The sequence below is a fragment of the Geomonas diazotrophica genome (genome assembly GCF_018919385.1).
GTDB lineage: Bacteria > Desulfobacterota > Desulfuromonadia > Geobacterales > Geobacteraceae > Geomonas > Geomonas diazotrophica.
In genome coordinates this window covers 312625-336424 of the sequence record NZ_JAHLMF010000008.1, presented here as the reverse complement: position 1 = coordinate 336424, position 23800 = coordinate 312625, and the positions used below count along the sequence as shown (strand labels likewise).

The window sequence follows — 23800 nt, the reverse complement described above, 5'->3', positions numbered from 1 at the left end:
TAATAAGTGGTTGACAAGAGGGGTGGAATAGCTTTAAAAGTATGCGGCGGTAAGCTAAATGGTGTATGCCGTTTAATATTAAAGAGAATTTATGGAGGAAGCATGAAAGCACTTCGTATGATGACTGCAGTTTTGGCTTTGGGACTCTGTTTTGTGTCTGCAGCTTTCGCCGCACCGAAGGCGATCACCGTTGCGTCCGACGCAACCTGGCCGCCGATGGAGTTCGTTGACGCCAACAAGAAAATCGTGGGCTTCGACATCGATTTCATGACTGCCGTCGCCAAAGAAGCCGGCCTGCAGGTCACCTTCAAGAACACCGCTTGGGACGGCATCTTCGCCGGCGTTGAGGCGGGTCAGTACGATGCCATCATCTCCTCGGTCACCATCACCCCGGAGCGCCAGGCCAAGTACGACTTCACCACCCCCTATGTCCAGATCGGCCAGATCCTGGTCGTGCCCAAGGCTGAGAAGGGGACCAAGATCGCGGACCTGAAAGGCAAGAAGATCGGCGCACAGATCGGCACCACCGGTGCCATGGAAGTCAAGAAGGTTGCCGGCGTCGAACTGAAGACCTATGACGAAGTCGGCCTCGCCTTCGAGGACATGGCTGCCGGCCGTATCGCCGGCGTCGTCTGCGACGAGCCGACCGCCATCACCTACGCTCTCCAGAAGAAGGAGTACAGCTCCAAGTTCAAGATCGTCGGCAAGTCCTTCACCAAGGAGGCTTACGGCATCGTGGTCAAGAAGGGGAACAAGGAGCTGGTGGCCCAGCTGAACAAGGGTATCGCAGCGGTTCAGAAAAAGAAGATCGACCTTCAGCTGAAGAAGAAGTGGCAGCTTAAGTAAACACCCTCAAAGCTCCTGCAGAACGGATCACTACCCGACAGTAGTAACCGCCTCTGCAGGAGCTTTCTTTAAAGAGAACGGCACCACGGTAGCGCATCAACACCGCCGGCAAACACCGGCCCAGGACGGTCACAAGAAAGCATGGGTACTGAAGCAAAAAAGCAGATTATCGACGTAGGGGACGGCGCAGCCATCCCCCGTAAAAGCGACCGCGGCCTGTTCACCGCCTGGCGCATAGCGTTCTTTGGCGCCATCGGCACCATTGGCTACCTGGTCTGGAGCAAACCGGACCCGTACCTCAACATTATCAAGTTCGTTCCCGACGGCATCGCGGTGACCTTCCAGGTGACCCTCGGGGCGATACTGCTGGCCATCGTCATCGGCCTCGTAACCGGGTTGGGCCGGATTTCCAAGAACCGCTTCTTCAACGGCGTCGCATCCCTTTACGTGGAAGTCATCCGCGGCATCCCGCTGCTGGTGCAGATCTTCTACATCTACTACGCCCTCGGCACCATCGTGAAGGTCCCCGCCATCCTTTCCGCCATCATCGCCATGGCCGTCTGCTACGGAGCCTACATGGGCGAGGTGGTGCGCGCCGGGATCGAGTCGATCGCCAAGGGGCAGCGCGAGGCGGCCCTCTCGCTGGGTATGAACGGCCGTCAGACCATGATCCACGTCATCCTCCCCCAGGCGGTCAAGGTGATCCTCCCGCCGGTGGGCAACGAGTTCATCGCCCTTTTGAAGGATTCCTCGCTGGTCTCCATCATCGCCGTAGCCGACCTTTTGCGCCGCGGCCGCGAGTACGCCTCCGAGTCCTTCACCTATTTTGAGACCTACACGGTCATCGCCCTGATCTACCTGATCATCACCTTGTTCTTCTCGAAGATCATCGGCGTAATGGAGGAGCGTGTCAGTGTCAACAAATAGCCGCAGGAAAATGGTAGAGGCGAAAGAGATCATCAAGGTCTACGGCTCCTTCCGCGCCCTGGACCGGGTTTCCCTGGATATCTACGACGGCGAGAAGGTGGTCATCATCGGTCCTTCCGGTTCCGGAAAGTCGACGCTGCTCCGCTCCATCAACCGTCTCGAGGAGATCGACCGCGGCACCATCGTCGTGGACGGCATGGACCTCTACGATCCGAAGACCGATATCACCAAGGTGCGCGAGGAGGTGGGGATGGTGTTCCAGTCCTTCAACCTGTTCCCGCACAAGACCGTGCTGGAAAACCTCACGCTCGCCCAGACCGTGGTGCGCAAACGCTCGAAGCAGGAGGCCGAGGAGAAGGCCATGATGCTTCTTGAGCGCGTCGGGCTCGCCGCCAAGGCGAAGTCGTATCCCGGCAAGCTCTCCGGCGGCCAGCAGCAGCGCGTGGCCATCGCCCGCTCGCTCGCCATGGACCCGAAGCTCATGCTGTTCGACGAGCCGACCTCCGCCCTCGATCCGGAGATGATCGGGGAGGTGCTCGACGTCATGAAGGATCTCGCCAAGGAAGGGATGACCATGGCCGTAGTCACGCACGAGATGGGTTTCGCGCGCGAGGTGGCCGACCGCGTCATTTTCATGGACGCGGGGCGCATCGTGGAGGAGGGCACTCCAGAGCACTTCTTCACCGCGCCCACGCACGAGCGCGCCAAGTTGTTTTTGAGCCAGATATTGTAATTTATCGCTGGCCCCTGCGTCAGCAGGGGCCAGTTCTGTATCTGCGTTTTTTTCATTCAGTACCACGAAAGGGGGGATACGGTTCTTCTCAGTTTAACCGGGCAACACAGTCTCAAAAACGCTGTAATGCAATTACTACACACGAGGAGGAAGTACATGAAAAAAAGCAACAAGAAGCTGTTAGTAGTAGCCATCGCAACCGCACTGACCGCAGCATCCGCAGGCTCCGCTCTCGCTCTCGAGAACCAGTTCAATGGCGCATTCACCGCATTCTTCGACAACGGCAACTTCGCGGGTACCAACATCATCGCGAAGGATGCTCCGACCGCAAACTACTTCGTGCAGCGTCTCCGCCTCGGCTACACCGCCAAGGCTGACGACCATGTCAAACTGGTCACCAAGTTCGAGTTCGACTACAACTTCTGGGGCAACAGCTCCTACGAGAATGCCCGTGGGGGCGGCGGTGCTCTCGGCGCCGACACCGTCAACATGGAGACCAAGCACATCTATCTCGACCTGAACTACCCGCAGGTCAACGCCAAGATCGGTATGCAGCCGTACAACGACTCCTTCAAAGGGATCCTGTTCGACGCCGACATGGCCGGTGTGCTTCTCTCCCACGACTACTCCAACGCCAGCATTGCAGCCGGTTACTTCCGTTTCCATGACTCCGCCGATGGCGGCAAGGCAGGCCAGGACGTGCTCGGCAAGAACACCTTCGACATGTACTCCCTCGACGGTAAGTACAACATCAGCAAGGATCTCTCCGTTGGTGCTGCCTACTACTTCATTCGCGACCAGCACACCCCCGGTCTGTACACCGTGTTCCCTGACGCGAAGGTTCACACCTTCGGCGTGAACGCTGCCGGCAACTTCGGTCCGGTGTCCGTGAACGCCTTCGTCGCCAAGCAGGCAGGCGAGATCACCACCGATGTAGATGCCAAAGGTTACGCTTTTAACGTCGGCGCCAAGATGCCGCTGGCAGGCGGCACCGCCCGTACCGAGTTCATCTACGTTTCCGGCGGCAAGAACGCCTGGTACGTACCCGCCTCCGACAGGGGCTTCACCGAAGGCGGCCAGTTCTACGATTCCGAGATGATCATGCTGGGCCGCGACAAGTACGCGACCACCATCGACAACGCCATCATCTATGACGTTAACAACAACAACGAAGGCGTCATCATGGGCACCTTGGGTTACGACTACACCTTCAACGACAAGGTATCCGCCAGCGCCAACGCAGGCTTCGCTGCCGTTGCCAAGGACCTCCAGGCTCGCAGCGCCAACGGCGACAGCAAGTACCTCGGCACCGAGATCAACGCCGAAGCTTACTACAAGCTGACCGCAAACGTGACCCTCGGCGCCCGCGCCGGCTACCTCTTCCTCGGCGACCACTTCAAAGGCATCAGCGCTGGCGAAGATGCTGACAACCTTTGGGATGCAAAGCTCATTGCCAAGTACAACTTCTAAGACAGATACATTTTCCTCTCCGGCTTGAACTGAGCCGGAGAGGGGAATTTCAGTGCCACTGTCTTGACAATCGAGTAGTGACAATTAGAATCTGTTGACGTGTAGAAGCTGGACCTAACAATGTGATCAATCAAACCCAAGGAGGTAGTCTGCATGAGCTTTAAGAAGATCAGCGCATTGCTGCTCGTAGCGATGCTCGCAGTCGGTGCATTCGGCTGCAAGAAGAAAGAAGAGGCCAAAGAGGGCGCTGCTCCGGCCGCCGCTCCGGCCGGCAACACCATCAAGATCGGCTTCCTCGGCGCCCTCACCGGCGACGTCGCCATGTTCGGCAAGCCGACCCTGGAAGGCATGAAGATGGCTGCCGACGAGATCAACGCTGCCGGCGGCATCCAGGGCAAGAAGATCGAGATCGTCGAAGCCGATAACCGTGGCGACAAGCAGGAAGGCGCTTCTGTCACCCAGAAGTTCATCTCCCGCGACAACGTCACCGCCATCGTTGGCGACCCGACCACCGGCATCACCAAGGTTGCCGCTCCGATCGCGCAGAAAGCAGGCGTCGTGCTCCTCTCCGCAGGCGCAACCGGCCCGGGCGTCGTCGAAGTGGGCGACTTCATCTTCCGCGACACCCTGCTCGACTCCATCGCCATTCCGGCGTGCATCGAGTACTTCGCGAAAGACCTCGGCTTCAAGAAGGTAGCTATCGTCACCTCCGACAACAACGACTACTCCGTCGGTCTGTCCCAGACCTTCCGCGACGCAGCCGCCAAGGTTCCGTCCATCAAGATCGTTGCCGACGAGAAGGTTAAAGACGGCGACAAGGACTTCTCCGCCCAGATCACCAACATCAAGGGCAAGAAGCCGGACGTCATCCTGTTCTCCGGTTACTACACCGAAGGCGCCCTCATCATGAAAGAGGCCCGCAAGCAGGGTCTGAAGGCTCCGATGTTCGGCGGCGACGGCCTGTTCTCCCCGAAATTCATCGAGCTGGGTGGCCCGGCTGTCGAAGGCTCCATGTCCGCTCTCGGCTTCTCCACCGAGCAGGCAGCTCCGGCTACCGCCAAGTTCATCGAGGTGTTCAAAGGCAAGCACAACGGCGAGCTCCCGGGCCTGTTCGACGCCCAGGGCTACGACGCTGTAATGCTGCTGGCCGACGCCATGAAGCGCGCGAACAGCGTTGACCCGAAAGTCTTCAAGGGCGCCCTGGCTCAGACCAAGAAGTTCGAAGGCGTTTCCGGCACCATCAGCATGCAGGCTAACCGCGAGCCGATCAAGAGCCCGCTGTCCCTCCTGTATGTCAAGGACGGCAAGTTCGTCCTCAAGGCAAAAGTACCCGTCAAGATGGACTAATGCCTGACTCTGCAGCACCGACGGCCCCTGTTTCGACAGGGGCCGTTTTTTTTTTAGCCAAGAGGCTTCAACGCAAAGGCGCAAAGCCGCCAAGACGCAAAGCCAGAATCGGGTTACAATCAAAAGCCTTTTTCTTTGCGTCTTTGCGGCGCCGCGTCTTTGCGTTGAGTCTTGTGCCTTTGCCTTGGGCGTTCTGGGTTTGCGATTGCCCTTGACAACTGGCATAGGAAAAATTATATTTCGAGTCGTTAAAGGGGAGTAGTTATCGGCCGGAGAAAAGGCCGACCCGGACTTCGTCAATACGGTCGCAAGACCCGGAGTCGGGGCAGTTAAACTGTCAACAAGACCTTTATCCTGGTAACTACGCCGAGGGTAAAGGTCTTTTTATTTACCTTCGGCCGAACCAAGTCCTTCGGGACATAACACTCGTAGAGGTAAATGTTATGCAAAGACTGAAAACGACATTTCTGCTAGCTCTTCTCACCGTGCTCATGGTGACCATGGGACAGGCTCTCGGGGGCAGGTCCGGCATGATGATGGCCTTCGTCCTCGCCCTCGGGATGAACTTCTTCTCCTACTGGTTCTCGGACAAGATCGTGCTGAGCATGTACGGCGCGCAGGAGATCGGCGAGCACGATCACCCCATGTTTTACAACCTGGTGCGTAACCTCGCCATGCGCGCAGGGCTTCCCATGCCCAAGGTCTACATCATTCCGTCCGACAGCCCCAACGCCTTCGCCACCGGGCGTAACCCGGACCACGCAGCGGTTGCCGCGACGGAAGGGATCCTGCGCATCCTCTCCCCCGAGGAACTGGAAGGGGTCATGGCGCACGAACTGGCGCACGTGCAGAACCGCGACATCCTGGTGGGCACCATCGCTGCCACCTTCGCTGGCGCCATCTCGATGATCGGCAACATGCTGCAGTGGGGCGCCATGTTCGGGGGGGGGCGCGACGACGAGGAAGGGGGCGGCATCGGCGGTCTGGTCGGTTCGCTGGCCATGGCCATCATCGCACCCATCGCCGCGATGCTGATCCAGATGGCGGTTTCCCGCTCCCGCGAGTACCTGGCCGACGCCACCGGCGCCGAGATCTGCGGCCGCCCGCTGGCGCTCGCCTCGGCGCTCAGGAAGCTGCACATGGCCTCGCAGGCGCTCCCCATGCAGGAGGCGCGCCCTGCTACGGCGCACATGTTCATCGTGAACCCGCTTACCGGCGGGGGGCTGATGGAACTCTTCTCCACCCATCCGCCGATGGAAGAGCGCATCGCACGGCTGGAGCAGATGGCGGTACGGCGGTAACATTGGCCACTCTCCCTCGCCCAGGGGGCGAGGGTATCTGTAGGGGCAAATAATCATTTGCCCAGCCGCCGGTGCCCTGACCGGTACCGTGGCGAGAGAGGTCATGACCCGATAAAGGGGGGCGAATGATTATTCGCCCCTACAGTTTCCCCGTGTGACGGGCACCTACCATAGGAGACACAATGGATTGGCTTACCGACCCGCAGGTCTGGATGGCCCTGGTTACCCTGAGCGCGCTGGAGATCGTGCTCGGCATCGACAACATCATCTTCATCTCCATCCAGGCCAGCAAGCTCCCCGCGGCCCAGCAGGAGAGGGCGAGGCTCACTGGCCTCGTTCTCGCGATGTTCATCCGCGTGGCGCTCCTCTTCTCCCTTAGCTGGCTCATGGGGCTCACCACCCCGCTTTTCAGCCTCTTCGGCAACGAGATCTCCGGTCGCGACCTGATCCTCCTCTCGGGCGGTCTCTTCCTGATCTGGAAGAGCACCATGGAGATCCACGAGAAGCTGGAAGGGGAAGAGGTGGTGCACGCGGCGAAGGTCGGCGCCACCTTCGGCGCCGTCATCGTGCAGATCCTGCTCCTCGACATCGTCTTCTCGCTCGACTCCATCATCACCGCGATCGGCATGGCCAGCCAGCTCTTCATCATGGTTGCCGCCGTGGTCATCTCCGTCGGCTTCATGATGCTCTTCTCCGGCAAGATCAGCGCCTTCGTGGAAAGACACCCGACCATCAAAATGCTGGCCCTGAGCTTTTTGCTTTTGATCGGCGTCTCCCTGATCGGAGAGGGCTTCGGGATGCACATCCCCAAGGGGTACATCTACTTCGCCATGGCTTTCTCGGTCATGGTGGAGATGCTGAACCTGAGGATGAGGCGCGGCAAGCCGGTCAAGCTGCATGAGCCGCACCTTGACACTGAGACCAGGGGCGAATAGTATTCGCCCCCTTTTATCTTGACACTTTCCGTACTCATTCGTTATCTTCGCCGGTGCATGCGAAAGTTCTTCCCCGTCAAATTTTTCTCCTCTCTGCTTCTCGCGGTGGTCTTCTGCACCAGTCTGAGTGGCGCCTGTGACACTGCGCACGCCCTGGAGCGCTGCGGGACGGTCGCCGACTGCGTGCAGGCCGATTCCCATGTTGCCGGGGACTGCGACACCCCCGACTGCCCCTTGCAGGGGGAGGCCGGCCATGACGACTGCGACTTCTGCTGTGACTGCGCCTGCCATGTCTCTTTGAGCGTTTCTCCTTTTTCTCTCGACTACAATCCCGTTTTCGCCGCACTCCAGAGTTTCGACCGCTTCACCTTCATACCCGAAGTTTTCCTTTCCAAGTTCGTTCCCCCGCAGTTGCGCGCCTAACACCCCTTTCACGGCCGTAGTACGTCCTTTGCCGGAGACCATTCTCCAGGCGTAGTCGTGCCGTGGTCTGCCCTGCTTTTCACCTTTCCCAAATAGCATTCAGGAGGTTTTTCTTGGCAACAGACGCCTTCAGGGGCACGCGCCTAGTCGTGGCCGTCGCCTTGTCTCTATTGGCAGCCGTACCCGTACTTGCGGAGCCGCACCCCCTTTCGCTGCACCAGGCAGTGGAAGCGGCGCTTAACAATAACCCCGATCTCGTCTCCCTGCGCAAAGAGGCCGGTATCCTTGACGCCGCTTCTGTGCGTGCGGGGGTGCTTCCCAACCCCACGCTGGAAGTGGAAGCCGCCACCGGTGCGCTGACCGGCAGCAGCGACGACAGCAACCTCTCCCTCGGCATCTCGCAAGAGTTCCTGTTGGGGGACAAGCGCCCCAAGCGCCGCGCCGTTGTGGAGCGTGACCTTGCCGCCTACCGCTGGCAGGTAGCCGACCGCGAGCGCGCTCTCAAGGAGCAGGTGCAGGGGGCTTTCTGCGACGTGCTGCTCGCCCAGGAGCGCCTGGGGCTGGCGCGGCGTTCCATCGACCTGAACAGGCAGTTGCTCCAGGTGGCCGAGGACCGTCTGGCGGCAGGGGACATCCCGGAACTGGAGATGTACCTGGTGAAGGTCGAGCTGACCCGCAGCGAGGGGAGCCTGATCGAACTGCAGCGCGGTCTCCTCGACAGCAAGTCGAAGCTCTTCTCTTTCCTCGCACTCGGCCCCGGTCTGTCTCCCGCCTTGAGCGGGACGCTGGACGGCAAGGAGGTGCAGGCGAGGGGGGTGGCCGAGCTGAAGCAGTTCGCCCTGCAGAGCCGGCCAGACCTGAAGGCGCTGCAGGCGGCGCTGGGCAAAACCGATGCGGAGATCGCGCTCGCCGAGGCGGAGGGGATCCCCAACCTCACCGCCGGGATCGCTGTCAGCCGCGACACCTCGTCTATGGAGATCGGCGGGGTCGAGGGGAAGGAAACCTCCTACACCATCGGCGTCAAGCTCTCGATGCCGATACCGCTCTTCGACCGGAACCAGGCCGGGCGGCAGGAGGCTCGGGCCAGGCGCAGCAGCGCCGAGATCCGGCTCCAGGGTGCCGCCGCAAGCGCGGAGCGCGAGGTGGAGAGCGCCCACGCGAGCCTGGTCAACGCCGAAAAAGTGCTCTCTTTGTACCGCTCCGACATCCTGCGCCAGCTCGATGAAAACCTGAAGCTGACGCAGGAAGCCTACCGGCTCGGGGAGGTCGGCATCCTGGCGGTGATCGAGGAGCAGAAGAAATACTTCGAGGTGAGCGACAGCTATCTGGCCGCCTTGCATGCCAGGCAGGTAGCTCTCAACAGACTGGAATCGGCGGTTGCCGCTGACATCAACGGAGGTACGCAGTGAACAAGAAGGGAATCATCATCGGACTCATCCTTACCACCGCCCTCTGCGGCGGTGTCGCCTACCGGCTCGTCAACTCCGCCGCGACGGGCGAGCACGCCGAACACGCGGAACACGCCGACGAGAAGCACGGCGAAGAAAAGGGGGGACACGGGGCAGGGAAGGAGGAACAGGGGCACGAAGGTCACGACGACCACGGAGCCAAGCTGGTCAAGATGACAGCCGAGGTGCAAAAGCAAAGCGGGGTGGTCGTGGCTGCCGCGAAGAAGCTGCAGATCGCCGGCGTGATCAGCGCGACCGGCAAGGTCGAGGCCAACGCCGACCGCATCGCCCATGTCTCGCCGCGCATCTCCGGCAAGATCGTCGCCGTCCGTGCGTCCCTTGGAGACAGCGTGGGGAGCGGGCAGGTGCTGGCGACACTTGACAGCGTGGAACTCGGTGAGGCCCTGAGCCGCTACCACCAGTCCAAGACGAGGCTCTCCCTGGCCCAGTCCAACATGGAGCGCGTGAAGACTCTGGTGGACAAGAAGATCGCTGCGCGCAAAGAGATCCTCCAGGCCGAGACCGACTACAAGACGGCCCAGACCGAGCTGCACACCGACCAGGAGCGCCTCTCCCTGTACGGCGTCTCCGCCGGGGATCTGAAGGCGGACAGAAAGCCCCTTTTGCCGGTGCGCTCTCCCATCGCCGGCGTCATCACCGAAAAACATGCCATCGTCGGAGAGCTTGCCGATCCCGCCAAGAGCCTTTACACGGTTGCCGACCTCTCCTCGGTCTGGGTGCTGGTGGACATACACGAAAAGGACCTGGCCAAGGTGCATCGCGGCCAGGCGGCGACGGTCGTGGTCAACGCCTTTCCGGAAGCCAAGTTCCGCGGCCGGATCACCTACCTTGCCGACGTCGTCGACGGGACGACCCGCACCATCAAGGCCCGGGTGGAGGTGGCGAACCCCGGGCGGAAACTCAAACCCGAGATGTTCGCCACGGTCGAGCTCGCCACAGCGGCAGACGCCCCGGCGGTGGTGGCCGTCCCTGAGGAGGCGGTCCAGGAACTGGAAGGGCAGAAGCTCGTCTTCGTCTCTGAAGGTGAGGGCGTTTTCGAGCCGCGCCGGGTCGAGCTGGGCCGGGCTTCCGGCGGCATGGTAGAGGTACTTGCCGGCGTGAAGGAAGGAGAGCGGCTGGCGGTCAAGGGAGGGTTCGTCCTCAAGTCGGAGTTGCAGAAGGGCGAAATCGAGGGGCACGACCACTAAGGAGACCGGCACCGATGCTTGAAAAAACAGTCGCATTCATGCTGAAGCAGAAGGGTATGGTCATCTTCCTCGCGCTGGTGATCGTCGTCTTCGGCTTCTATTCCTATTTGAAACTCCCCATCGACGCCTTCCCGGACGTCACCAACATCCAGGTGGAGGTGGTGAGCCATGCCGACGGGCTCTCCGCAGTCGAGATCGAGCGCAACGTCACCTATCCCATCGAGATGGCGATGCGCGGACTTCCCGACATCGAGCAGCTCCGCTCGGTCACCAAGTTCGGCCTCTCCATCGTCACCGTGGTCTTCAAGGACAACGTGGACATCTACTTCGCCCGACAGCTCGTCTTCGAGCGGCTGGCCGAGGCGCGGGAGAAGGTCCCCAAGGGGGTCGAGGTCACCATGGGGCCGATTGGCACCGCCATGGGGGAGATCTACCAGTACACCCTCGAGGGGAAGACGCCCCAAAACCCGGAGGAGCAGCGCGCCTACCTTACCAACCTGCGCACCCTCCAGGAATGGGTCATCACCCCGCAGTTGAAGAGCGTGGCCGGCGTCAACGAGATCAACTCGTTCGGCGGCTACTTCAAGCAGTACCAGGTGGTGGTCTCTCCCGAGAAGCTGCTGAAGTACAGCGTGACCGTGGACGACGTCTACGGCGCCATCGGCAACAACAACAGCAACGTCGGCGGCAACGTGCTCGAGCGCGGCACCGACCAGTACATCGTGCGCGGCGTAGGGCTCATCCAGACCACCGGCGACATCGAGAACATCGTCCTGAAATCCCAGGGGGGGACGCCTGTCTACCTGCGCGACGTGGCCCAGGTGAGGGTAGGCGAGGCCGTGCGCATGGGCGCCGCGGTTAAGGACGCGAAGGGAGAGGCGGTGGGGGGCATCGTGATGATGCTCCGGGGCGAGAACAGCCGCGATGTCGTGGCGCGGGTCGCCGCGAAGGTGAAGGAGATCAACGAGAGCAACATGCTTCCCGACGGCATCAAGATGGCGCCGTACTACGACCGCAGCGACATCGTAAAGGCGAGCGTCGGCACGGTGAACAAGGCTCTCGTCGAGGGGGCCATACTGGTTCTCGTGATCCTGTATCTCCTGTTAAACAGCATCCGCGGCAGCATCGTGGTGCTCCTGGCGCTTCCCCTGTCGCTTCTGGCCACCTTCATCGTCATGAAGCTGACCGGGATCACCGCGAACCTGATGTCCCTGGGCGGGCTAGCCATCTCAATCGGCATGATCATCGACACCACCATCATCCAGGTCGAAAACGTTCAGCGCCACCTGAGCGAGGAGGGGGAGCGGCAGCCCAAGCTGCAGACCGTCCTCAAGGCGGTGATGGAGGTCCGAAAGCCCAGTATCTTCGGGGAGTTGATCATCGCGCTCACCTTCATTCCCATCCTCACCCTGGAGGGGATCGAAGGGAAGATGTTCGGCCCGCTGGCCATCACGGTCGCCATAGCGCTGCTGTCCTCGCTGCTCCTCTCGATCTTCATCATCCCGGTGCTCTGCGGCGTCTTTTTGAAGCCGCAACCGGAAAAGGAGAGCCGGATCATGGTCTGCGCCAAGGAGCAGTACCTGCCGCTTCTGGAGTACGCGATGAACCGCAAAAAGGTTGTGCTTGGCGTCGCGGGGGGGCTGCTGGTCTTCTCACTCTTCCTGGTGACGAAGCTTGGGACCGAGTTCATGCCCATCATGGATGAGGGCTCCTTCGACATGGACATCGCCATGCTCCCCGGCGTTTCGCTTGGAAAGGCGCTCGAGGTGAACCAGCAGGCCACCGCGAAACTGAAGAAGTTCGACGAGCTCGACGTGGTGGTGGGGCGGATCGGGCAGACCGGCGTCGCCCTCGATACACGCGGCCCCGACAAGACCGGCTACGTCGGCGTGTTCAAGCCCAAGGAGCAGTGGAAGCGCGACATCTCGAAGGAGGAGCTGACCAACGAGATGAGAAAGGCCCTCGAAACGATCCCCGGCATAAGCTTCGGCTTCAGCCAACCCATCCAGTGCCGCATCGACGAGCTGGTGGCGGGGACCAGGGCGCAGCTCATCGTGAAGCTTTTCGGCGACGACCTGGACGTGCTGCGTGACAAGTCCGCAGAAATCGCCAAGGTGCTCTCCACCGTGAGAGGAGGGGCCGACCTGAACACCGAAAAGGTTTCCGGGCAGCCTTACCTCACCGTCACCATCGACCGCACCAAGATCGCCCGTTACGGGCTCAACATAAGCGACGTGCAGCAGGTCATCGAGATCGCCGTGGCAGGCAAGTCGGCCTCCACCTTCTACGAGTCCAACCGCAGCTTCGACATCACGGTCCGGCTCCCCGAGGAGAAAAGGAACTCGCTCGAGGCGATCCGCAACCTCCTCATCTCCACCGAGTCCGGGATGAACATTCCGCTCGAGCAGCTTGCCGAGGTGAAGATGGTGGAGGGGCCGGTGCAGATCAGCCGACAAGACGGGGTGAGGCGGATCGGCATCGAGATGAACGTAAGCGGCAGGGATATCGGGAGCTTCGTTGCCGAGGCAAAGCAGAAGATCAGAAACCAGGTCACGCTCCCTCCGGGGTACTACCTCACCTGGGGCGGACAGTTCGAGAACCAGCAGCGGGCCATGAACAAGCTGATGATCATCGGCCCGGTGGCCGTCGCGCTGATACTGCTGTTGCTCTACGTCACCTTCCGGTCGATACGCCTGGCCTTGCTGGTGATCTCGAACCTCCCCTTTGCCCTTATCGGCGGGATCTTCTCGCTGTTCCTGTCGGGACAGTACCTTTCCGTCCCCGCATCGGTCGGCTTCATCGTCCTCTTCGGCGTGGCCGTGCTGAACGGCCTGGTGCTTGTGTCGAGGATCGCGCAGTTGCGGGAAGAGGGGCTTTCGGTAGAGGAGGCGGTGCGCAAGGGGGCCATGGACCGGTTGCGGCCGGTTTTGATGACCGCGTCCATAGCGGTCTTCAGTCTGATGCCGATGCTCTTTGCCGGCGGCACGGGCGCCGAGATCCAGAAACCGCTGGCCACGGTCGTGGTGGGGGGCTTGATTACCTCGACGCTCCTCACCCTGCTGGTAATCCCGGCCGTGTACGGCTGGTTCGAGAAGAGGGCGGCGGAACCGGATATTTAGCCGGCACCGGAGATAAGTTGGAGGAATTCAGGAGTATGTTATGTTATTGTGCCGTGGCCGCTTCCTCCTCCGGCCACGGTACCTTTTTTCGTTTTCCCGAAAAAACGGCAACGGGCGGACGCGTGATCGATGTCTCGCCGTAAACGCTGTCGAGGCCGTGGATTCAGCCACTGTTTTAAAATTCGAAGCGGTATATATATGAGAACGGCCCCGCGCATTGCGGGGCCGTTTTTTGTAGTAATCAAAAGTTTAACGTTGCGAAACAGATCAAGCTGTTGTAAAGTGTCGCGCGGTCGAGGGTCAGGCCACTCATTAGAGGGCCTGTTGTTGTTTTATTTTCCACTTCGGCTCCGTCTTACGACTAGTATCGCGTTTACCAATAGCTTGCTTATTTCCAAACGCTTATGGTATACATCGGTAGCTATTCCCTTGTTCTATTTTGAGAAAGTTTTAACTTTGAGCCCTGTCCCGGAAACGGATGCGGGCTTTTGGTCAGACAAATCCAGTCGGAAGGAAGTCGACATGTTCTTACAACAGTTAGTAAACGGCGTGGCCCTGGGGAGCGTCTACGCGCTCATCGCCCTCGGCTACACCATGGTGTACGGGATCATCACCCTGATCAACTTCGCCCACGGCGAGATCTTCATGGTCGGCGCCTTCATCGGACTGCTGCTGGTCTCCTACTTCAAGGTCAACGTCTTCGTCGCCATCATCGGTGCCATGATCTTCTGCATGATCATGGGTGTCCTCATCGAACTGATCGCGTACCGCGCCCTGAGGAAGTCGTCCCGCCTTTCAGCACTGATCTCCGCGATTGGCGTTTCCATCTTCCTCTCGTCGCTGGCGCTGATGGTATTCGGTGCAGACGCCAAGGGCTTCCCGGACGGCGCCTTCCCGGTGCGGCAGATCCATGTCGGGAGCGCCGACATCTCCACCCTGCAGATCCTCATTATCGGCGTTTCGGCGGTCCTCATGATGGGCCTCGAGTTCATCGTCCAGAAGACCAAGATCGGCAAGGCGATGCGTGCGACCTCCGAGGACTACAACACCTCGGCGCTGATGGGGATCAACGTGAACCGCGTCATCTCCTTCACCTTCGCCCTCGGCTCTGCGCTCGCCGCCGCCGGCGGCGTGCTGGTCGGGGTCCTCTTCAACGCGGTCTCCTTCAACATGGGGCTCATGGCCGGCCTGAAGGCCTTCGCCGCCGCGGTCCTTGGCGGGATCGGGTCCATTCCGGGCGCGATGCTGGGCGGCCTGCTGCTCGGCGTCTCCGAGGTCTTCGGCGTCGCCATCGGCTACTCGTCTTACCGTGACGCCATCGCCTTCACCATCCTGGTGCTGGTCCTCCTCGTCAAGCCGACCGGCCTCCTCGGCCAAAAAATTACAAAGAAGGTATAGATTCGATGGCAGACTTCCTGAACAGCTTGGTCGGCTCAGTCGACCCGTACATGTTGCAGATCCTCGTCAACGTCGGCATAGCTATCGTGCTGGCGCTGGGGCTTAACGTCATCACCGGTCTCACCGGGCAGCTCTCCCTGGGGCACGCCGCGTTCATGAGCATCGGCGCCTTTACCAGCGCCATGGTGACCATCAAGACCGGTCTTCCCTTCGCGGCCAACCTGGCCGTTACCGGTGTGGTGACCGCCATCGTGGCAGCGGCGATCGGCTTCCCGATCCTGAGGCTTACCGGCGACTACCTGGCCATCTGCACCCTGGGCTTTGCCGAGATCGTCAAGGTCTTCTTCCTGAACTTCGAACCGACCAACAAGGCACTCGGCCTCACCGTTCCGCCGGCCAAGACCTCCATCCCGATGCCGATTTACGTCTGGGTGGTCGCCATCCTGGCCATCATCCTGGTCACCTTCGTGCAGAACTCCCGTTTCGGGCGCGCGCTGAAGGCGATCCGCGAGGACGAGATTGCGGCCGACGCCATGGGGATCAACACCGCTCGCTACAAGATTCAGGCCTTTGCGCTGGGCTCCTTCATGGCCGGCATCGGTGGCGGTCTCTACGCCCACTTCCTGAGCTACATCAACCCCTCCGACTTCGGCTTCCTGAAATCTGTCGATATCCTGGCCATGGTGGTTCTGGGCGGCCTGGGCAGTGTCCCGGGTGCGGTCATCGGTTCCTCCGTACTCGCCTCGGCGCCGGAGTTCCTGCGCTTCATGTCGCAGTACCGCATGCTGGTTTACGGTGCGCTGCTGGTGTTCCTGATGGTGTTCCGTCCCAACGGGCTCCTCGGCGGCGTCAACGTCACCGAACTGCTGCTGCGCGCGGTGGGCAGGAAACCGGCCGGGAAGTAATTTACGAAAATAACTCACGAAACGAGAGTAACGCATGGCTATTCTTAAACTCGATAACGTCACCATCCGCTTCGGCGGCCTGGTCGCCGTAGACAAGGTAAATCTCGAGGTCGAGAAGGGGAACATCATGGCCCTGATCGGGCCCAACGGCGCCGGCAAGAGCACCATGTTCAACCTGATCACCGGCATCTACACCCCGACCGAGGGTCAGATCTCCTTCATGGGCGAGAGCATCTCCGGCAAGCCCGCCTTCAAGATCGCCGCGTCCGGCATCGGCAGGACCTTCCAGAACATCAGGCTCTTCACCCAGCTGACCGTCCTCGAAAACGTCCTGATCGGCGCCCACACCCAGGGGAGCTTCGACCTGACCGGCGCAGCGCTGAAGTTCCTCCCTTGGGTACGCCGCGAGGAGAACGAGCTCAAGGAATTGGCCATGTCCTGCCTGAAGCAGGTGGACCTGACCCACAAGGCGTACGAGCTGGCGGGGAACCTCCCGTACGGCGAGCAGCGCCGCCTCGAAATCGCTCGCGCCCTGGCCATCAAGCCGCAGATCATCCTCCTGGACGAGCCGGCCGCCGGCATGAACCCGCAGGAAAAGCAGGTCCTGGCCGAGATGGTGAAAGCCATCAGCAATACCGGCGTCACGGTCTTCCTGGTCGAGCACGACATGAAGTTCGTCATGGGCATCTCGCACCGCATCGCCGTTCTCGACTACGGGGTCAAGATCGCCGAGGGCACTCCCGAGGAGATCAGGAAGAACCCGAAGGTCATCGAGGCGTATCTCGGCAAAGGAGCAGCGGATGCTTAAGGTAGAGAATATCAGCGTGAATTACGGCGCCATCAAGGCGCTGCAAAACGTTTCCTTCCAGATCAACCAGGGTGAGATCGTGGCGCTCATCGGCGCCAACGGCGCGGGCAAGACCACCATCCTGAACACCATCTCCAACATCGTCCCGTCGGTTGCCGGCAAGATCACCTACCTCGACAAGGAGATCACCAAGCTTCCTCCGCACGAGATCGTCAAGCTGGGCATCTCCCAGGTCCCCGAGGGGCGCCGCGTCTTCGCCAAGATGAGCGTGCTCGAGAACCTCGAGATGGGTGCCTTCACGAGAAGCGACAACGAGATCGCCTCCGACATGGAGAAGATCTTCCAGCGCTTCCCGCGCCTGAACGAGCGCAAGAAGCAGCCGGCCAAGACCCTTTCCGGCGGCGAGCAGCAGATGCTGGCCATGGGTCGGGCCCTCATGTCCCGCCCGAAACTCCTCCTCCTGGACGAGCCCTCCATGGGCCTTGCCCCGATGCTGGTCGAGCAGATCTTCCAGATCATCCAGGAGATCAACGCCAGCGGCACCACCATCCTCCTGGTCGAGCAGAATGCCAACATGGCGCTCTCCATCGCCCACCGTGCCTACGTCCTCGAGACCGGCGAGGTGGTGCTGCAGGGCGACGCCAAGGAACTCGCCTCCAACCCCGAAGTGAGAAAGGCATACCTGGGAGAGTAGGGTGTCTGACACCACAAGCAAACCTTGGATCAACCCCTACCTGGCCATCCTGGTAGGGGTTTTTGCTGTCTCCTTCTCCTCCATACTGGTGAGGGTCTGCACGGCTCCCCCCCTGGTGATAGCTGCCTACCGGCTCATCTTCACCTTCTGCTTCCTGGCGCCCTTCACCCTCTGGGGCGGCGCCCCGGCCCTGCGCGGCATGACCGCGCGCCAGGTCGGCCTCTCAGCCGCCAGCGGCGTTTTCCTAGCGTTGCACTTCGTCACCTGGTTCATCTCCCTCAAGTACACCTCCATCGCCAGTTCCGTGGTGCTCGTCACCACCCAGCCGCTCTTCGTCGTGCTGGGCTCCTGGATCTTCTTCAAGGAGCGCGTGCCGCGCAAGGCGCTCTATGGATGTTTCCTTGCCTTTGTGGGGAGTGTCGTTATCGGCGCGACCGACTTCCAGGTCGGACGGCAGGCCTTCATCGGCGACCTGCTGGCGCTCTTCGCCGCGGTCATGGTGTCCGGGTACCTGTTGATCGGCAGGAGGCTGCGCCACGGGGTGCCGCTGACCGGTTACACCTTCGTGACCTACGGCGCGAGCTCACTGACCCTGACCGCCGCGGCAGCTATAGGCGGCGTCCCCTTTTATCCCTATCCGGCGCAGGACTGGCTTATCTTCGTGGCGCTGGCGCTGGTCTGCACCATCCTGGGGCACACCGTGTTCAACTGGGTGCTGCGCTACGTGCAGGCTTCCGTCGTTTCGGTGAGCATTCTGGGTGAGCCGCTGGGGGCGATCCTGTGGGCCGCCGTGTTCCTCGGCGAGAACCCGACCCCGCGCCAGGCTCTGGGAGGAGCGATCATCTTTGCCGGGCTGTTTCTCTTCACGAGGGTGACGGCCAAAAGCGACAAACCTGCCGAGTCATCCCCTCGCCCTTCGGGAGAGGGGCAGGGGTGAGGGCGTAGCAACCAAGCGGCAGTGGTGTCCCGAGCACCGCCCTCACCTCATCCCTCACCCAGAGGGAGAAGGGGGGATTGGAACTGGGAACGTTCAATCAACTGACAGCACGGGAGGAACGAACGCATGGATAGTAACTTGAGCGCAAGCGCGAAACGGGTACAGGATGCACTGAACGGCTTCGGCATCGACTGCCGGGTCAAGGAATTCGGCGAGAGCACCCGCACCGCCCTGGATGCGGCCAACGCCGTGGGGTGTGAAGTGGGGCAGATCGTCAAGTCGCTGGTGTTCCGCGGTAAGGAGAGCGGCAAGGCCGTCTTCGTGGTGGCAAGCGGCGCCAACATGGTGAACGAGAAGGCGCTGGCAGCCCTGGTGGGGGAGAAGATCGAGCGGGCGACGCCCGACTTCGTTAGGGAGCAGACCGGCTACGCCATCGGCGGGGTTTCGCCGGTCGGCCACCCCGCTTCGCTCACCACCTTCATCGACGAAGACCTCCTCGGTTACCAGGAGCTGTGGGCCGCCGCCGGGACCCCCAACGCCGTTTTCGCGCTGACCCCGGAGCAGCTCTGCCACATCACGGCGGGGCAGGTCGCCGCCATCAAAAAATAGGCGTCGCCCGCGTTGCAGCGGATCCACTGTAGGGGCGAATTATCATTCGCCCCCCCCCAATCGCGCACGGTTGTCTCACTTGCCGTCTGCACGAATGGGGCACCATCGCTGGGCAAATGATTATTTGCCCCTACAGAAGAATCTCATTCGGTCCCTCTCTGGGGGCGATGAAGAGATGGTAGGAGATGGTTTCGTTGTAGGGGCGAATAATTATTCGCCCAGGCGGCATTGCCGCCGTCACAGAGAAAGCAGTCGCGGCAATGCTGCCGCTAATATACCCAGAAGCAGAGCAAAGGACACAGGCACCAACATGCAAAACGTAACAGTAACCAAGGCACGGGACAGTTTCACCACGGGTTTAGGAGTCATCGCCGCAACGCTTGGTTCGGCGGTAGGGTTGGGCAACATCTGGAAATTTCCCGCGTTGACCGGCCTGAACGGCGGGGCCGCCTTCATCATCGTCTACCTGCTCTCGACGCTGATGGCGGGCCTCGTGGTCATGGTCGCCGAGCTCATGCTGGGGCGCCGTTCCAAGTCCGACGCTCTCACCACCTTCAAGGTGCTGCACCCCAAGAACGCATCCTGGGCGCTCATCGGCGCGGCCGGCGTACTCTCGGCCTTCCTGATCCTCGCCTTCTACACCGAGGTCGCAGGCTGGGTCTTCGCCTACATCTTCAAGGCAGCCTCCGGCGCGGTGCTCTCCTCCGATCCCAAGGTCACCTCGGCCGGCTTTGAAAAGCTGATCACCGACCCGGTGCAGTCCGTGTTCTGGCAGTGCCTGGTGCTGGTTTTCGTCGGCGCCATCATAGTCGCCGGCGTCTCCAAGGGGATCGAGAAGACCACCAAGCGCTTGATGCCGGTGCTGTTTCTGATCCTGGTCATGATCGGGGTCAGGAGCCTCACGCTCCCCGGTGCCGCTGCCGGCCTCGAGTTCCTGTTCCGCCCCGACTTCTCCAAGGTGACCGGCGGCGTGGTGCTGACGGCCATGGGCCTGGCCTTCTTCAAGCTCTCGGTGGGGATGGGGACCATGATCACCTACGGTAGTTACTTCCGCGACGACCAGAACATCCCCATGACCGCGCTGCGCGTCATGCTTGCCGACCTGACCGTTTCCATCCTGGCGGGCATCGCCATATTCCCGGCCGTGTTCACCTACGGCTTCAAGCCCGAGGCAGGGCCGTCGCTGCTGTTCATCACCATCCCGGCGGTGTTCTCCCAGATGCCGTTCGGAAACGTCTTCGTGGTGCTCTTCTTCGTGCTCGGTGCGATCGCCGCCACCGGCGCGATGCTCTCCATCCTCGAGGTCCCGGTGGCCTACCTGCACCAGCGCTTCGGCATGTCCCGCTTCAAATCCACCGCGCTGACCGTGATCCTCCTGGCCCTGATCGGCTCGACCGCCGCGCTTTCCAACAGCCTCCTGGCGAACTTCAAGCTGTTCGGCATGACCATGTTCGACTTCTACGACTTCCTGACCTCCAACCTGCTGATGCCGGTGGGCGGCCTGTTCATCTGCCTGTTCGTGGGCTGGGTATGGGGCGAGGAGAAGGTGAGGGCGGCTCTCTCCAATGACGGCCAGTTGAAAAACGGCGCCATCATCAGCATCTTCCTGTTCCTCGTGAAGTACGTGGCACCCCTCACCATCACCGTCATCCTGCTGCGCGGACTTAAGATCATCTAGTCCTGGTCCCCCTCCCCCTGGAGGGGAGGGGCCCGGGTGCGGGAAGGGGATCGCTTTTTCGCCTAAGGCGTTCCCCCCTCCCGACCTCTCCCCTCCCGGGGACGAGAAATGGGCCTGTCAAATGAGCAATACCACTGATAATACCGAGCTCACCGCTGCACAAAAAAGCCGCCAGGGCGTAATCTACGGCCTGGCGGCTTACCTTTGCTGGGGCTTTTTCCCGGTCTACTTCAAGTCGGTGAAGATCGTCCCCCCCCTGGAGATGGTCTCGCACCGGGTCGTCTGGTCCCTCGCCTTTTTACTCCTGCTGATCACCTGGAAGGGCGCCTGGCCCGGGACGATCGCGGTCCTGAAGCGCCCCAAGTCGCTGGCCATCCTGTTTGTCACCACGATCCTGATCGCCACCAACTGGCTGGTTTTCATTTATGCCATCAGCGTGGGCGAGGTATTGCAGTCGAGCCTTGGCTACTTCATCAACCCGCTGGTGAACGTGCTCCTCGGCTTCTTGTTCCTGCGGGAGCGGCTTGAGCGTCCGCAATGGATCAGTTTGGCTCTGGCCGCCACCGGTGTGCTGTACCTTGCCATCCAGTACGGCAGCGTGCCGTGGATCTCGCTGCTCCTCGCGCTCTCCTTCGGGCTCTACGGGTTGATCCGGAAGGTGCTGCACGTCGAGCCGCTGGTCGGGCTTACCGTGGAGACCCTGCTCCTGATGCCGTTTGCGCTCTTCTACCTGGTGCAACTGAACCAGAAGGGAACCGGCATATTCCTCACCCACGGCCTCACCCTCGATGTGCTGATACCGATGTCCGGCATCATTACCGCGATTCCTCTGCTGCTCTTTGCCGCGGCCGGGAAGAAGCTTCGTCTGGCCACCATCGGCTTTTTGCAGTACATCACCCCCACCATGCACTTCCTGCTCGCCATAACGATCTTCGGAGAGACCTTCACCCACACCCACCTGATCAGTTTCCTGTTCATCTGGGCCGGCCTGGTACTCTACTCCCTGCACGCCTACCGCAGTGTCAGGGGCTGATTCAGTCATCTGATATTCCCTGTTGCATATCTAATGCGTTTATGCATAATGGTTGCCGGCGCAACTTTTGCCGGAGGTTTGTATGACTGAAGCACTCACTGGATCGATCTTGGGACACGACCTGGAGGAGATGGCGCGGCAGATGCGCGCTTTCCAGGATCTGACGCGGGAGCTCGATGCCATTATCGACTCGTCTTCCGACGGGCTCTGGATCTGCGACGCCAATGCCGTCGTCATCCGCATCAACCCGGCCTCTGAGCGGATCAACAACATCACGGCTCCCGAGGTGGTGGGGAAGAACATGCACGAGCTCCTGGACCAGGGGTTCATCGACCGTTCGGCTGCGCTCGAGGCGCTTACCACAGGGAAGGTGGTCAGCCAGTTGCAAAACCGCCAGGGGCGCAAGCTGATCTCCACCGGCACCCCGGTCCTGGACGCCAACGGCGAGGTGATCCGGGTCGTGGTGAGCGAGCGGGACGTCACCGAGATCGATAACCTGCAGCGAGAACTGGAGGAACAGGAGGCGCTCAGAGACCAGTTCAGAAGCCACATGCTCGAGATGCAGCAGGCCGACCTCGCCTCCCGCAGCGTCATCGCCCGCAGCCCCCTCATGGTCAATGCCCTGAAACAGGCCCAGAAGGTGAGCGCGGTGAACTCGACAGTGCTGATTTTGGGCGAGTCGGGTGTCGGCAAGGGGCTCATCGCGGAGCTGATTCACAAGAACTCCAGCCGCGCGGACAAGCCGCTTATCGAGATCAACTGCGGCGCCATTCCCGAGTCCCTCATCGAATCCGAACTGTTCGGCTATGAGAAAGGCGCCTTCACCGGTGCCCAGGTGAGCGGAAAGCCGGGATACCTTGAGCTGGCCGACGGCGGGATCCTCTTCCTCGACGAGATAGCGGAACTACCGCAGGCGGCCCAGGTCAAACTGCTCCGCTTCCTGGAAAACGGCCGCGTGGTCCGCCTGGGAGGGACCAAGGCGCGGACGCTGGATGTCAGGATCCTGGCCGCAACCCATCGCAATCTCGAGCAGATGGTAAAGGACGGCACCTTCCGGCTCGATCTTTATTACCGTCTGAACGTGATCCCGATCCACGTGCCGGCGCTTCGGGAGCGCAGGGACTGCATCCTGCCGCTGGTCCGGCACTACGTCGATTTCTTCGGCGCGCGTGACTCGATCCGCAAGCGGCTGACCCGGGCCGCCTCCGACGCCCTGCTGGCCTACGACTACCCCGGCAACGTGAGGCAGTTGATGAACATCTGCGAGAGGCTCGTCGTCATGACGGAAACCGACCTTATCGATGTCAAGGATTTGCCGGCCGAGATCGCTTCCGGCGGCGTAGCGCCGACCGGGGCAGGGGGCGTGTGGCACGACGAGGTGACCCTGCAGGAGACCCTGGACAAGGTGGAGAAGGCGGTTCTGGAGAAGGCCCTTGCCACGCACGGCAACCAGGTGCGCATGGCCGAGGCGCTGGGGGTGAACCAGTCGACCATCGCCAGGAAGTTGAAGAAGCACGGGATCGCGTAGGGCGACCGGGCAACCTTTTGCTACGGGTGGCATGATCCTGTAGGGGCGAATAATTATTCGCCCAGCGCTGGTGCCGCTACGATTGCCCATGCCATGGGCGGCGCTGGTGCGGCACGGGGGGCGAATGATTATTCGCCCCTACAGTGGACCTGGCAATCCCAGTGACTGAATGGCTATGCAATGCTGCATATTCTGATCGGCCTCCTGCTTCTATTCCCTCCATTGTGAATTGTCTCTCCCCGTATTCCGTTCTCTATAATTCCTCCGCCTCGGATTACCTTTTCCTCCAGCAATGCTATAATACTTCCGGCCGTTTAGCTGGATGAAACGTCTTTTCCCGACTGCTCTTTCATCCCGCTTACCCCCTCCGTGTCTCCACCAGGAACGAAATCGTATACTGATGGCACAGCTTGTGCTCTGGCTTTACACGTTTATGATTTCCTCTTGGAACAA

20 protein-coding genes are annotated in these 23800 nt (G+C 60.9%); all 20 read left to right on the top strand.

Annotation, left to right across the window (positions count from 1 at the left end; genetic code table 11):
• Positions 1-102 precede the first annotated feature (102 nt).
• The 20 genes from KOM00_RS11425 (at position 103) to KOM00_RS11330 (ending at position 23347) form a co-directional block, all read left to right on the top strand.
• Positions 103-846 (top strand): basic amino acid ABC transporter substrate-binding protein, encoded by a 744-nt coding sequence (locus KOM00_RS11425; protein WP_216499038.1) that lies wholly within the window; start codon positions 103-105, stop codon positions 844-846.
• Between the two features lie 141 nt (positions 847-987).
• Entirely contained in the window at positions 988-1773 is a 786-nt protein-coding gene (locus KOM00_RS11420) for an amino acid ABC transporter permease (protein ID WP_216499037.1), read from the top strand.
• The gene (locus KOM00_RS11415) at positions 1760-2506 is read left to right on the top strand and encodes an amino acid ABC transporter ATP-binding protein (RefSeq protein WP_302467775.1); all 747 of its coding nucleotides are present in this window, start codon (positions 1760-1762) and stop codon (positions 2504-2506) included. Before KOM00_RS11420 ends, KOM00_RS11415 begins: the two co-directional genes overlap by 14 nt.
• Positions 2507-2662: 156 nt before the next feature.
• Positions 2663-3976: an alginate export family protein gene (locus KOM00_RS11410; protein ID WP_216499036.1), complete on the top strand. Its 1314-nt coding sequence runs from the start codon at positions 2663-2665 to the stop codon at positions 3974-3976.
• Positions 3977-4129: 153 nt separating this feature from the next.
• Positions 4130-5323 (top strand): ABC transporter substrate-binding protein, encoded by a 1194-nt coding sequence (locus tag KOM00_RS11405; RefSeq protein ID WP_216499035.1) that lies wholly within the window; start codon positions 4130-4132, stop codon positions 5321-5323.
• A 443-nt stretch (positions 5324-5766) separates the two neighbouring features.
• Positions 5767-6624, top strand: coding sequence for a zinc metalloprotease HtpX (gene htpX / locus KOM00_RS11400; protein WP_216499034.1), 858 nt, complete (start codon positions 5767-5769; stop codon positions 6622-6624).
• A 182-nt stretch (positions 6625-6806) separates the two neighbouring features.
• A complete protein-coding gene (locus KOM00_RS11395; protein WP_216499033.1) occupies positions 6807-7559 on the top strand; it encodes a TerC family protein in 753 nt (250 codons plus the stop codon).
• 57 nt (positions 7560-7616) lie between these two features.
• Positions 7617-7982 (top strand): hypothetical protein, encoded by a 366-nt coding sequence (locus KOM00_RS11390; RefSeq protein WP_216499032.1) that lies wholly within the window; start codon positions 7617-7619, stop codon positions 7980-7982.
• 113 nt (positions 7983-8095) lie between these two features.
• A complete protein-coding gene (locus tag KOM00_RS11385) occupies positions 8096-9391 on the top strand; it encodes a TolC family protein (protein ID WP_216499031.1) in 1296 nt (431 codons plus the stop codon).
• Complete coding sequence (locus KOM00_RS11380; protein ID WP_216499030.1) at positions 9388-10638, top strand: efflux RND transporter periplasmic adaptor subunit; 1251 nt, start codon at positions 9388-9390, stop codon at positions 10636-10638. Before KOM00_RS11385 ends, KOM00_RS11380 begins: the two co-directional genes overlap by 4 nt.
• A 14-nt stretch (positions 10639-10652) precedes the next feature.
• On the top strand, positions 10653-13757 hold the full coding sequence (locus KOM00_RS11375) for an efflux RND transporter permease subunit (RefSeq protein ID WP_216499029.1): 3105 nt from the start codon (positions 10653-10655) through the stop codon (positions 13755-13757).
• 522 nt (positions 13758-14279) lie between these two features.
• Positions 14280-15155: a branched-chain amino acid ABC transporter permease gene (locus KOM00_RS11370; protein ID WP_216499028.1), complete on the top strand. Its 876-nt coding sequence runs from the start codon at positions 14280-14282 to the stop codon at positions 15153-15155.
• Positions 15156-15160: 5 nt separating this feature from the next.
• The gene (locus tag KOM00_RS11365) at positions 15161-16060 is read left to right on the top strand and encodes a branched-chain amino acid ABC transporter permease (RefSeq protein ID WP_216499027.1); all 900 of its coding nucleotides are present in this window, start codon (positions 15161-15163) and stop codon (positions 16058-16060) included.
• Between the two features lie 34 nt (positions 16061-16094).
• The gene (locus KOM00_RS11360; RefSeq protein ID WP_216499026.1) at positions 16095-16868 is read left to right on the top strand and encodes an ABC transporter ATP-binding protein; all 774 of its coding nucleotides are present in this window, start codon (positions 16095-16097) and stop codon (positions 16866-16868) included.
• Positions 16861-17562 carry an ABC transporter ATP-binding protein gene (locus tag KOM00_RS11355; protein WP_216499025.1) on the top strand — a complete coding sequence of 234 codons (702 nt, stop codon included), beginning with the start codon at positions 16861-16863 and terminating at the stop codon, positions 17560-17562. Before KOM00_RS11360 ends, KOM00_RS11355 begins: the two co-directional genes overlap by 8 nt.
• Position 17563: 1 nt before the next feature.
• Positions 17564-18499, top strand: a complete 936-nt coding sequence (locus tag KOM00_RS11350) for a DMT family transporter (protein WP_216499024.1) — start codon at positions 17564-17566, stop codon at positions 18497-18499.
• Positions 18500-18625: 126 nt separating this feature from the next.
• Entirely contained in the window at positions 18626-19108 is a 483-nt protein-coding gene (locus tag KOM00_RS11345) for a YbaK/EbsC family protein (protein WP_216499023.1), read from the top strand.
• Positions 19109-19418: 310 nt separating this feature from the next.
• Entirely contained in the window at positions 19419-20786 is a 1368-nt protein-coding gene (locus tag KOM00_RS11340; protein WP_216499022.1) for a sodium-dependent transporter, read from the top strand.
• 121 nt (positions 20787-20907) lie between these two features.
• Positions 20908-21819, top strand: coding sequence for an EamA family transporter RarD (gene rarD, locus KOM00_RS11335; RefSeq protein ID WP_216499021.1), 912 nt, complete (start codon positions 20908-20910; stop codon positions 21817-21819).
• Positions 21820-21901: 82 nt separating this feature from the next.
• Positions 21902-23347: a sigma-54 interaction domain-containing protein gene (locus KOM00_RS11330; protein ID WP_216499020.1), complete on the top strand. Its 1446-nt coding sequence runs from the start codon at positions 21902-21904 to the stop codon at positions 23345-23347.
• Positions 23348-23800: the final 453 nt, after the last annotated feature.